11 protein-coding genes are annotated in these 11,752 nt (G+C 67.7%); 2 read left to right on the forward strand and 9 right to left on the reverse strand.

The window, feature by feature from the left end; translation table 11 throughout:
* Positions 1-4: 4 nt before the first annotated feature.
* From KB879_RS07465 to mfd, 6 genes are all read right to left on the reverse strand, one after another.
* The gene (locus KB879_RS07465; RefSeq protein ID WP_153955275.1) at positions 5-307 is read right to left on the reverse strand and encodes a hypothetical protein; all 303 of its coding nucleotides are present in this window, start codon (positions 305-307) and stop codon (positions 5-7) included.
* Positions 304-591 (reverse strand): hypothetical protein, encoded by a 288-nt coding sequence (locus KB879_RS07470; protein ID WP_013956462.1) that lies wholly within the window; start codon positions 589-591, stop codon positions 304-306. Before KB879_RS07470 ends, KB879_RS07465 begins: the two co-directional genes overlap by 4 nt.
* 208 nt (positions 592-799) lie before the next feature.
* The gene (gene serB, locus KB879_RS07475; protein ID WP_013956463.1) at positions 800-1,654 is read right to left on the reverse strand and encodes a phosphoserine phosphatase SerB; all 855 of its coding nucleotides are present in this window, start codon (positions 1,652-1,654) and stop codon (positions 800-802) included.
* Between the two features lie 114 nt (positions 1,655-1,768).
* Positions 1,769-3,148: an amidohydrolase gene (locus KB879_RS07480; protein WP_013956464.1), complete on the reverse strand. Its 1,380-nt coding sequence runs from the start codon at positions 3,146-3,148 to the stop codon at positions 1,769-1,771.
* A 233-nt stretch (positions 3,149-3,381) separates the two neighbouring features.
* Positions 3,382-4,596 carry an acetylornithine deacetylase gene (gene argE, locus KB879_RS07485; RefSeq protein ID WP_013956465.1) on the reverse strand — a complete coding sequence of 405 codons (1,215 nt, stop codon included), beginning with the start codon at positions 4,594-4,596 and terminating at the stop codon, positions 3,382-3,384.
* A 76-nt stretch (positions 4,597-4,672) separates the two neighbouring features.
* Positions 4,673-8,122, reverse strand: coding sequence for a transcription-repair coupling factor (gene mfd, locus KB879_RS07490; RefSeq protein WP_013956466.1), 3,450 nt, complete (start codon positions 8,120-8,122; stop codon positions 4,673-4,675).
* Positions 8,123-8,264: 142 nt separating this feature from the next.
* On the opposite strand from mfd, the gene ispD reads away from it, so the two are divergent.
* On the forward strand, positions 8,265-9,077 hold the full coding sequence (gene ispD / locus KB879_RS07495) for a 2-C-methyl-D-erythritol 4-phosphate cytidylyltransferase (RefSeq protein WP_013956467.1): 813 nt from the start codon (positions 8,265-8,267) through the stop codon (positions 9,075-9,077).
* 4 nt (positions 9,078-9,081) lie between these two features.
* The gene (ispF, locus tag KB879_RS07500; RefSeq protein WP_013956468.1) at positions 9,082-9,591 is read left to right on the forward strand and encodes a 2-C-methyl-D-erythritol 2,4-cyclodiphosphate synthase; all 510 of its coding nucleotides are present in this window, start codon (positions 9,082-9,084) and stop codon (positions 9,589-9,591) included.
* Here ispF and KB879_RS07505 read toward each other — a convergent pair whose 3' ends face one another.
* The 3 genes from KB879_RS07505 to KB879_RS07515 all read right to left on the reverse strand — a co-directional run bounded on the left by KB879_RS07505 (position 9,592) and on the right by KB879_RS07515 (position 11,524).
* Positions 9,592-10,164, reverse strand: a complete 573-nt coding sequence (locus tag KB879_RS07505; protein WP_013956469.1) for a GNAT family N-acetyltransferase — start codon at positions 10,162-10,164, stop codon at positions 9,592-9,594.
* A gap of 183 nt (positions 10,165-10,347) precedes the next feature.
* Positions 10,348-10,869, reverse strand: coding sequence for a carboxymuconolactone decarboxylase family protein (locus KB879_RS07510; RefSeq protein ID WP_211980977.1), 522 nt, complete (start codon positions 10,867-10,869; stop codon positions 10,348-10,350).
* Between the two features lie 106 nt (positions 10,870-10,975).
* Positions 10,976-11,524, reverse strand: a complete 549-nt coding sequence (locus KB879_RS07515) for a peroxiredoxin (RefSeq protein WP_010810110.1) — start codon at positions 11,522-11,524, stop codon at positions 10,976-10,978.
* Positions 11,525-11,752: the final 228 nt, after the last annotated feature.

Below are 11,752 nucleotides of genomic sequence, written 5' to 3' on the forward strand. Positions count from 1 at the left end.
ATTCTCAGGAGGCGGGCAGTGCAGCCGGCGCCAGGCCGGCCAGGCGCAGCGCCCACAGCGCACCGAAGCAGATCAGGTTGGCGCCGCCCAGCCAGATCCAGGCGGTGCGGCTGGAACGGAACAGCAGGCTGGCGCTGATGATGGCCACCCACACCGGCAGGCAAGCCGCCACGGCCGCGACGATGCCGGTTTCCCAGCCGCCCGGCAGCCACAGGATCGACAGCGTGCACACCGCCACCGCCAGCGGCAGCCCGAGCAGCGCACCGGCCAGCCATTTGGTGCCTATCGCGGATTGGTCTGCGCTCATGCCCGTTGCTCCCGTGCCGCCCAGCGCTTGCGCGCGGCATAGGTGCCGATAAAGGGCCATACCGACAGCGCGCAGGGCACTGTTACCAGGCTGGCGGCAATGGCCACGGGCCAGCCGTCGGTGGTGCTCCACAGCCAGGTGCTGACGATGGCCAGGGCCAGGCCCAGCCAGCCCAGCACACGCGGTTGCGCGATCCTGCCGGGCGGCAGCAGGACCTGGTTGGGCGCGGCCAGGTACAGGCACGCGGCCGCAGCCAGGCCAACAAGGACGGCCAGAACTTGCATGGGGCAATGTCAGATAAACGAACATTAATGATAATGATTCGTATTTGAAGAGGCAAGCGCTAAGTAGACGCTGCGTCTCAGGGATGTATCTGCACTTGGGGAGGGACTTGCGCTGGCTGTAGCGCGAATTGTCGCTGGCGGCCCGGGTGGGTGGGGCCAGCCGGGCGCTTGCCGCCCGGCGCGAAGCCGCGTTTGCCGCGGACAGGGATCAGTGCGGGAACAGCGCCAGCAGGCCGTCCAGCCCGACGTGGTTGAACGCGACGCTGGCCTGCGCGCGCACCACCGGCTTGGCCCGAAAGGCCACCGACAGGCCGGCCACGGCCATCATCTTCAGGTCGTTGGAGCCATCGCCCATGACGATGGCCTGGTCCGGCGTGGCGCCGATCTGGGCGCAGACTTCCTGCACGGTGCGGGCCTTGACGTCGGCATTGACGATCTCGCCAACCACATTGCCGGTCAGCTTGCCGTCGACGATCTCCAGCGTATTGGCGCGGGTCACGTCGAGTTTGAGCCGTGCCTTGAGCTTCTCGGTGAAATGCACGAAGCCGCCCGACACCAGCAGCGTGCGCAGGCCCAGCGCCTGCACGGTCTGCAGCATGCGCTCGGCGCCCGGCGACAGCCGCAGGCGCTCTTCGTAGACGCAGTCCAGCACGCTGGCGTCCAGCCCCTTGAGCAGGGCCACGCGGCGGCGCAGGCTCTCGTTGAAATCGGTGATCTCGCCGCGCATGGCGGCTTCGGTGATGGCAGAGACCTCGGCCTTGAGGCCGCAGAAATCGGCGATCTCGTCGATGCACTCGATCGTGATCAGGGTCGAGTCCATGTCCATTGCCACCAGGCGGAAGTCGGACAGCTTGCGCCCCGGGGGCACCACTGCCCAGTCGATCGCGCGCGGGCCGCAGAAATCGTCCAGCGCATCGCGCAGCGCCGGCGTCAGCGGCGCGCATTCCTCGGCGGCCGCCACGGTATCGCTGCGCAGCACCAGTTCAGAGGCGCGGGCCAGGGTGCGGGCGGTGTCGAGGTCGGCGGTGGGAAGCGGGGCGGTGCTCTGGAGGATCAGGGGCATGACGAATGAGGATCGGGCGCTTGCCGCGCTGGCGGCAAGGCGGGGAGGGGCTGGCCGCAATGCGCGCGGCAAAACTGTTATTGTAGCCCCGCCGCAGCGCCCAGGGCGAGCCGCTCAGCGCTGCGCCATCACCATGTAGTCCACGGTCAGGCTGGACAGGGCGCGCACGCCGTTGATCAGCGCCGGCTCGTCCACATAGAACTCAGGCGAGTGGTTGGAAGGCGCCTTGGTCACATCCTGGCCCTTGGGCGTCACGCCGAGGTTGAAGAACAGGCCCGGCACTTTCTCTTGGTAGAACGAGAAGTCCTCCGACGCGGTCGCCTTGGGCGTGATCATCCAGTTGCCTTCGCCGGCCACGCGCTGCAGCGTGGGTGCCATCTTCTCGGTCAGGGCCGGCTGGTTGATGGTGGCGTTGTACAGCTCCACCACGCGGAAGTTGGCCTCGGCCCCGGCGCTGGTGGCGATGGCCTCGGTGGTGCGCTTCATGCGGGCATGGATGTCCTTCTTCATGCCTTCGTCATAGGTGCGCACGGTGCCCATCATCTCGACCTTCTCCGGCACGATGTTCATGCGGTTGCCGCCGTGGATGGTGCCCACGGTGATCACCGACGGTTCCAGCATGGCGTTGACCTGGCGGCTTTGGATGGTCTGCAGGCCCATCACGATCTGCGACGCCACCACGATCGGGTCGATCCCGCCCCACGGCCGCGCGCCGTGCGTCTGGCGGCCCTTGACGTCGATCCAGAACTGGTCGGCCGCCGCCATCGAGGGGCCGCTGCGCCAGCCCAGCTTGCCGGATTCGATGCCGCTGCTCACATGCAGGCCGAAGATCGCATCGACCTTGGGATTGTCCAGCACGCCCTCGGACACCATCTGCTTGGCGCCCCAGGTGTTGGAGCCATTGGGTTCGAAGTCGGCCGGGCTTTCCTCGGCCGGCTGGAAGATGAACTTGACCGTGCCGGGCAGCTGGTCCTTCATGCCGGCCAGCACTTCGGCGGTGGCCATCAAAATCGCCACGTGGGTGTCATGGCCGCAGGCGTGCATCACGTCCACTTCCTTGCCCAGGTACTGGCCCTTGGCCTTCGACGCGAACGGCACGTCCACGCGTTCCTTGACCGGCAGCGCATCCATGTCGGCGCGCAGCGCCACCACCGGACCGGGCTTGCCGCCCTTGAGCACGCCGACCACGCCGGTCTTGGCCACGCCTGTCTTCACTTCCATGCCGAGCTTGCGCAGGTGGTCAGCCACCAGCTTCGCGGTGCGGGTCTCGTAGTTGCCCAGTTCCGGATGCTGGTGGATGTCGCGGCGCCATGCGATTAGTTGTTTCTCGACGGCCTTGGCGCGGGTTTCGATCTGGGCGTGGAGGGTGTCGGCGGAGATGGGGGCCGGCGTGGTCTGTGCCTGCGCGGTGTTGCAGAGCAGGCCGGCGGCGAGGGCCAGGCCGGCGAGAGCAAAGCGGGTGGTGGGACGGGATGCGGAATCACGGACAGCCATGCAAGGTCTCCTTCGTTGTTGTTGGTGTAATGCAGGCAGTGTGGCGGCGCGCGGCAAGTGCAATGCGCCGGGAAAAGCGGAGTGGTTTCTCCCCTCTCCCTTTGGGAGAGGGGCGGGGGAGAGGGCAGGCGTATCTCGATGCGATGCGCGTCATTCGCCGAAGCGCTGGCCCCCTCCCCCGGCCCCTCTCCCGCAATCGGGAGAGGGGAGCAAAGCTCTGGCACGCTCGGCAGTCAGCTCACGCGCAAGCTGTCGACCACCTTGTGCAGGAAGGCCTCGCAAGCAGCCAGCTGCTCCAGCGAAACAAACTCATCCGGCTTGTGCGCCTGCTGGATATCGCCAGGCCCGCATACCACGGCGGGAATGCCGGCGCGCTGGAACAGGCCGGCCTCGGTACCATAGGCGACCTTGTTGGTGTCGCGGTCGGCGGTCAGCGCGCGCACCAGCTGCGTGATGGCTTCCTGCTCGGCCACGTCCAGCGACGGCGCGGCCGCGATCTTGCTCAGCGTCAGGCCGGCGTCGTCATGCTCGGCGCGCATCTTCGGCAGCAGCACGTCGTTGGCGTAGGCCTGGATGCGGGCGTAGATGGCTTCGGGATCCACGCCCGGCAGGTTGCGGAACTCGAACACGAACTCGCACAGCGCCGGGATGGTGTTCAGCGCGATGCCGCCCTGGATGGTGCCGGTCTGCGCGGTGGTGTAGGGCACGTCGAAGGCCTGGTCGTAGGGTCCATTGGCCTTGAATTCATCGGCGATGTCGCGGATGAAGCAGATCAGGCGCGCGGCGTATTCGATCGCATTGACGCCGCGCGGCGTCAGCGACGAGTGCGCGGCCTGGCCCCTGACGCAGCAGCGGTAGGCGTTGATGCCCTTGTGCGCGACGATCACGCGCATGCTGGTGGGTTCGCCGACGATGCAGCCGCCGGGCGTCACGCCGCGGTCGCGCAGTTCGGCCAGCAGGTAGGGCGCGCCCATGCAGCCGATCTCTTCGTCGAAGGACAGCGCGTAGTGCACCGGCTCGCGCAGCCTGGCCTGCAGGATGGCCGGCAGCAGCGACAGGCTGGTGCCGATAAAGCCCTTCATGTCGCAGGTGCCGCGGCCGTAGAGCTTGCCGTCGCGCACCACCGGCTTGAACGGGTCGGTCGTCCAGTCCTGGCCGTCCACCGGCACCACGTCGGTATGGCCGGAGAGCACGATGCCGCCGTTGGTGCTGCCGTCGGCGGCAGGCACGGTGACGAACAGGTTGGCCTTGTCCCGCTGCGGGTTGTAGCTCAGATGCGGCTTCAGTCCCTTGGCCAGGAAATGGTCGCGCACCGACTCGATCAGGCCCAGGTTGGAGTGGCGGCTGGTGGTGTCATACGCGACCAGCCGCTGGGTCCATTCAAGCGCGCTGCCGCGCGCGGCGGTTTCGGTGACGGGCTGGCGGTGGGAGGCGGCGTGGGCAGGCATTGGGGCGTTATCGCTAACTTGTTAAGTACTTGATGCTACACCCGGTCGGGCGCCGCGTCCATGCAGGATGCCCGTCCTACGCCAGTTGCCGCAACGTATGCTTGATGGTCTGCGCGCGGATCGCCACGTCCGGCATCTTGGCCTCGATGCGCAGCTTGTCCTGCCCGGCCAGCTTGATATGGCGGTTCTTCTGCACCAGGTCGATGATGCGCATCGCGTCGATCGGCGGGTTGGGCACGAACTGCACGCTGATGGTGGCCTCGCCCGCGTCGATCTTGCGCACGCCCAGCGGCGCCGCGGCGATGCGCAGCCGGTGGGTCTCGACCAGTGCCTGCGCCTGCGCCGGCAGCCGGCCGAAGCGGTCGATCAGCTCTTCCTGGATGTCGTCCACGCGCTCGGCGGTCTCGCAGTTGGCCAGCCGCTTGTACAGCGACAGGCGCTCGTGCACGTCGGCGCAGTAGTCGTTGGGCAACAGCGCCGGCGTGCCCAGGTTGATCTCGGTGGTGGCGGCCAAGGGCGCCATCAGGTCGGGCTCCTTGCCCGCCTTGAGGGCCTTGACCGCGGCGTTGAGCATGTCGGTGTAGAGCTGGAAGCCGATCTCGTGGATCTCGCCCGACTGCTTGTCGCCCAGCACCTCGCCCGCGCCACGGATTTCCAGGTCGTGCATGGCCAGGTAGAAGCCGGAGCCCAGTTCTTCCATCTGCTGGATGGCCTCCAGCCGGCGCCCCGCCTGCTTGGTCAGGCCCTCGACGTCATGCACCAGCAGGTAGGCATAGGCCTGGTGGTGCGAGCGCCCGACCCGGCCGCGCAGCTGGTGCAGCTGCGCCAGGCCGAACTTGTCTGAGCGGTGGATCAGGATGGTGTTGGCGGTCGGCACGTCGATGCCGGTCTCGATGATGGTGGTGCACAGCAGGATGTTGTCGCGGCGCGCGACGAAGTCGCGCATCACGCGTTCCAGCTCGCGCTCGTGCATCTGGCCGTGCGCGACGGCAATGCGCGCCTCTGGCACCAGCTCGGCCAGCCGCGCGCGCTTGTTCTCGATGGTCTCGACCTCGTTGTGCAGGAAGTATACTTGGCCGCCGCGCTTGAGCTCGCGCAGGATGGCCTCGCGGATCACGCCGTCTTCCTCGCGCCGCACGAAGGTCTTGATCGCCAGCCGCTTCTGCGGCGCGGTCGCGATCACCGAGAAGTCGCGCAGGCCTTCCAGCGCCATGCCCAGCGTGCGCGGGATCGGCGTGGCGGTCAGGGTCAGCACGTCGACCTCGGCGCGCAGGGTCTTCAACGCCTCCTTCTGGCGCACGCCGAAGCGGTGTTCCTCGTCGATGATGACCAGGCCCAGGCGCTCGAACCTGACCTGGTCGGACAGGATCTTGTGGGTGCCGATGACGATGTCGACGGTGCCTTCGTTGATCTGCTTGATGGCCGCGTCGATCTCTTTCTTGGTCTTGAAGCGCGACAGCTCGACGATGCGCACCGGCCATTCGGCAAAGCGGTCGGACAGCGTCTGGAAGTGCTGCTCGGCCAGCAGCGTGGTCGGCGCCAGCATCGCCACCTGCTTGCCGCCCAGCACCGCGACAAAGGCCGCGCGCAGCGCCACCTCGGTCTTGCCGAAGCCCACGTCGCCGCAGACCAGCCGGTCCATCGGCTTGCCCGAGGTCATGTCGGCGATCACCGCGGCAATGGCGGCGGCCTGGTCCGGCGTTTCCTCGAAGCCGAAGCTCTCGGCAAAGGTCTCGTAGTCCTTGGGCGAGAGCGGGAAGGCAAAGCCCTCGCGCGCGGCGCGGCGCGCGTACAGGTTGAGCAGCTCGGCAGCGGTGTCGCGGATCTGCTGGGCCGCCTTGCGCTTGGCCTTGTCCCACTGGCCCGAGCCCAGGTGGTGCAGCGGCGCGGTATCGGGATCGGCGCCGGAATAGCGCGAGATCACGTGCAACTGGTGCACCGGCACGTACAGCTTGCTGCCCTTGTCGTAGTCCAGGTGCAGGAATTCCTCGTCGCCCTGGCCCATGTCCAGCGTGACCAGGCCCTGGTAGCGGCCGATGCCGTGCTCGCTGTGCACCACCGGGTCGCCGATCTTCAGCTCGGCCAGGTCGCGCACCATCGAGTCAACGGCGGAGGCCTGCTCCTGCTTGCGGCGGCCGGTGCGGCGCGTGGTGCCGGCGTAGAGCTCGGCCTCGGTGACAAAGGCGATCTGCCACTGCGGCAGCGCAAAGCCGCTCTGCAGCGGCGCCACCGCGATCGAGAAATGCGCTTCGCCGGCCAGGAACGCGGCAAAGTCGTCCACCGGATGCGGGCGCAGGCCGCTTTCGGCAAAGAGCTGCAGCAGGGTCTCGCGCCGCCCGGCCGAGTCGGCGCACATCAGCACGCGGGTCTGCTTGTCGAGCAGCAGCGCTTCCAGGTTGACCAGCGGATCATCGGCGCGGCGGTTCACCGCGACGTCGGGCAGCATGGCCGAGAACGCGGCCTGGTCCGCATTGGCTTCGGCCTGGAGCACCAGGCGCGCCATCGGCTTGGCGGCAACGAAGAACTGCTCCTCGGACAGGAACAGGTCCGCGGGCGGCAGCAGCGGGCGCTCGCGGTCGTGGCGCATGAAGTTGTAGCGCTGCGTGGTATCGGCCCAGAAGCGGCGGATGGCCTCGTCGACATTGCCGGCGAAAGCCAACTGGGTATCGGCGGGCAGGTAGTCGAACACGGTTGCGCTGTGCTCGAAGAACAGCGGCAGGTAGTACTCGATGCCGGCCGATGGCACGCCGTTGCCGATGTCCTTGTAGATCGGCGACTTGGTCGGGTCGCCCTCGAACACCTCGCGCCAGCGGCCGCGGAAGGCGGTGCGCGCGGCTTCGTCTAGGGGGAACTCGCGCCCGGGCAGCAACCGCACCTCCTTGACCGGGTACAGGCTGCGCTGGGTATCGGGGTCGAAGGCGCGGATGGTTTCGATCTCGTCGCCGAACAGGTCGATCCGGTACGGCAGCGCCGAGCCCATCGGGTACAGGTCGATCAGGCCGCCGCGCACGCTGTATTCGCCGGGACGCATCACCGCGCTGACGTGCTCGTAGCCGGCCAGCGTGAACTGGGCCTTGAGCGCGTTCTCGTCCAGGCGCTCGCCCTGCTTGAAGAAGAAGGTGTAGGCCGCCAGGAAAGCCGGTGGCGCCAGCCGGTACAGCGCGGTGGTGGCCGGCACCAGCATCACGTCGCATTGCCCGGTCTGGATATCGTGCAGCGTGGCCAGGCGCTCGGACACCAGATCCTGGTGCGGCGAGAAGCTGTCGTAGGGGAGGGTTTCCCAGTCGGGCAGCAGGCGCACGCGCAGCTCGGGCGCGAACCAGGGGATTTCCTCGGCCAGGCGCTGGGCATCGACCGCGTGGGAGCACACCACGGCCAGCATCGGCGCGCGCTCGCGGTGCTGCCGAGCGTACGCGGCCACAGCCAGCGCATCGGCCGAGCCGCGCAGGCCGGCCACGCTGTGGCGCAGCCCCGGCTTGACCAGCGGCAGGTTGAGAAAGGGGAAGGCGGGCTTGGCGTCAGGCATGTCGGCAGCGGGGCGTTCAAAACGACGATACCCCGCCGGCATTGCGGGCGGGGGTCGGAGCAGGGGACCTCAACGGCCCGTGCCGGGCACGCGTCAATGCGGAATGGCGCGGCATGGCGACGGGCAAGGGCCGTATTATAGAATGCGCACCGGTTGTCCCGCTGGCCATGCTGGCCGGCAGGCGCCCGCGCCTCTTTCACTCCACCCCGATCCTGTGTCCGCTCGCCGCTTTGCCCTGATTCCCTGTGCCGGTTCCGGCAGCCGCGCCGGCGGCGCCGTGCCCAAGCAATACCAGACCGTGGCCGGCCGGCCGATGATCTGGTACGCGCTGGCGGCGTTCTCCGCGTGCGACGCCATCAACGCCACCGCGCTGGTGCTGGCGCCCGACGACATGCCGCTGGAATCGCGCTTCGGCGCGGCGGCGTTTGCCGGGCTGCGCTTCGATACCGCCTTTGTCGGCGGCGATACCCGCCATGCGTCGGTGCTGGCCGGGCTGCACCACCTGGCGCAGCTGGGCGCGACCGAGAGCGACTGGGTGCTGGTGCACGATGCCGCGCGCCCGGGCCTGACCCCGGCGATGATCCACGCACTGGTGCGCGCGGTGGAAAGCGACGGCGACGACGACCCTGACGCCGCCATCGGCGGCATCCTGGCTGTGCCGGTGCCCGACACGCTCAAGCGTGCCCAGGAAGACGCCCGCATCGGCGCCACGGTGCCGCGCGAGGGCCTGTGGCAGGCGCAGACGCCGCAGATGTTCCGCCTGGGCGTGCTGCGCCAGGCGCTGCAGGACGCCATGGCGGCCGGCGCGGTGGTCACCGACGAGGCCAGCGCGATCGAGCGCCTGGGGCTGCATCCGCGTCTGGTCAACGGCTCGCTGCGCAATTTCAAGGTGACCTACCCGGAGGACTTCGCACTGGCCGAAGTGCTGCTGGGCAACGACGGCAAAGGAGACTGACCGCATGATGCCTTTCGATATCCGGGTGGGACAGGGCTATGACGTCCACGCGTTGGTGCCTGGCCGCAAGCTGATCCTGGGCGGGGTCGAGATCCCGCATGACCGCGGCCTGCTGGGCCATTCCGATGCGGATGCGCTGCTGCACGCGGTCACCGACGCGCTCTTCGGCGCGGCCGCGCTGGGCGATATCGGCCGCCATTTCCCCGACACCGACGCGCAGTTTGCCGGCGCCGACAGCCGCGCGCTGCTGCGCGAGGCCGCGCGCCGCGTGCGCGCGGCGGGCTATGAAATCGGCAATGTGGATGCCACCGTGATCGCGCAGGCGCCCAAGCTGGCCCCGCATATCGGGGCGATGGTGGCGAACCTGGCGGAAGACCTGGGGGTGGCGCGCGGTCGCTGCAACGTCAAGGCCAAGACCAACGAGAAGCTGGGCTTCGAAGGGCGCCAGGAGGGCATCGTGGCGCAGGCCGCGGTGCTGCTCTGGCGCGCCTCGGTGGGCGACGTGCAGGACTGATCAGGGCCGCGCGGCGTCTGGTGCCGCGTTTTCCGGCGGGATGGCGTAGGTGTAGTCGATCAGGCGGGCCATTGCGCCCGCGCGCGCACCGGCTTCGGTGCGCTTGGTGAAGCCCATCTGCTGGCACAGCCGGTTGGCCGATGCCATTTCCGGCATGGTGCGCACCACCAGCGTGGACGCGCCGATATCGCGCGCGCGCTGGATGCAGATCTGCATCAGCGTGCGGCCCAGGCCCAGGCCGCGCGCCTGCGGGCTCACCGACAGCAGCCGCGCTTCCGGCTGGGTCAGGGTGATGGTGCTGCCGTCCAGTGCCGGCAGCGTGGCGCCCGGATGGCAGAACAGCACGGCGCCCATGATGCCGTGATCGGTCTCCGCCACCCACCATTCCATATCCGGATGGCTGGTCGCCAGCACCGCCTGCATGCCGCGCTGGAACGAGGCGCGGCAGTCTTCCATGATGGCTAGCTCATATTGCCCGTAGGCTTGTTGCGTGACGGCGGCGATGTCGCCCCAGTCATGCACCGCCGCGAGGCGGTAGTGGAAGCGGGGGGAAGTCGGCGAAGGCAGGGTCATGGCAGGCTGTAAGTGCGTGTCCTGCCTGGATTGTAGGCCGATCGCCGCACGTGTGCAGCCTCGGCGCGGAGCGGTTGCAGGATGGGAACAGCCGGCAATTCCTGATGGGAAGCTGCCGGCTGCTGTGCTACGGCGCCCGTGGCAGGGCGCCGCGGAGGGCGCGGGGGCGCGCTTTGGCGGGGCTTATTGCGCGGCGATCACGTTGGCGGCGGCCACGATCACGGCGGCGATGCGGCCGACATCGCGCAGTTGCTGCGCGGTCATGCCCTGTTCATTCTTCAGCAACTGGTAGTGCGACTTCACGCAGAAGTGGCACTTGCCCACGATTGAGGCGGCCAGCGCGTACATTTCGAAACGGCGCTTGTCCACGCCGCCATGGGTGGCATAGGCGTTCATGCGCAGGCCGGCCGGCTGGGTGGCCAGGTCCGGATCGTCGGCCATCTCGACGTACGGGTACCAGGTGTTGTTCATGCCCATCAGCGCCGCTGCGGTCAGCGCGGCGTTGGTTTCCTCGGGCGACAGCACGCCGGCGTTGCGGATGGCATCCACCAGCACCTTGCTCTGCGCCGCGAATGCCGCCGCCAGCGCCACGCCCACCGCATCGTTGCCTTCCAGCGAAGAGCGCGCGATAGTGCCGTCCACGTTCAGGCGGATGTCCTTGGCGTAATCGGGGATGAGATTTTTAATCGCGCTGAGGAATTCCATTTATTTCTCCTATCGATCGGGGCTCAAAAAACCCGCGCAAGCGGGTTTTGATGCGGAGGGCAGGACCCTCCGCGAATCGCCACGGTGTCTGGCGACAGACAGCAAATTACAGCGTGGCGCCACCAACGGCACGGTTGCACGGGCACAGCTCGTCCGTTTGCAGACCGTCCAGGATGCGCAGGACTTCTTCCGGGTTGCGGCCCACGTTAAGGTTGTTCACCGACACGTGCTGGATCACGTTGTCCGGGTCGACGATGAAGGTCGCGCGCAGCGCAACGCCGGCAGCGTGGTCACGCACGCCCAGCTGGTCGATCAGCGAACCGGTCACGTCGGCGAATTGCCACTGGTTCAGCTTGTTCAGGTCCTTGTGTTCGCGGCGCCATGCCAGCTTGACGAATTCGTTGTCGGTCGAGCCGCCCAGCACGATCGCGTCGCGGTCGGCGAAGTCGCCGTTCAGCTTGGCGAAGGCAACGATTTCGGTCGGGCAGACGAAGGTGAAGTCCTTCGGGTAGAAGTAGATGATCTTCCACTTGCCTTCGAACGACTTTTCGGTGATGTCTTCGAAAGCCGACTGGCCGTTCTCTTCGTGATTGTTGAAACCCGGCTTGACACCGACGACGTGGAAGGCTTCGAGCTTGTCACCAACGGTCTTCATAGACTATCTCCTGATACGGTTGCAATGAGAGCGGTGCTGCCGCCGCGCGGCTGGCGTGGGCCGGCTGCGTGGCTTACCGCGACAAAACGTGATTATGCGTCATCACCAGATGCCGGGCTAATTGATATTCTCAAAGAGCCCGATAGGCAAGGCATGTGACGCCTGGAGCGAATCCCGGCATGGGCAGCCGCGCGGCATCAGCCTGGCGGCTTCGATGCGGAAGGGCAA

It is taken from the genome of Cupriavidus sp. KK10 (assembly GCF_018223725.1).
GTDB classification, from domain to species: Bacteria; Pseudomonadota; Gammaproteobacteria; order Burkholderiales; family Burkholderiaceae; genus Cupriavidus; species Cupriavidus necator.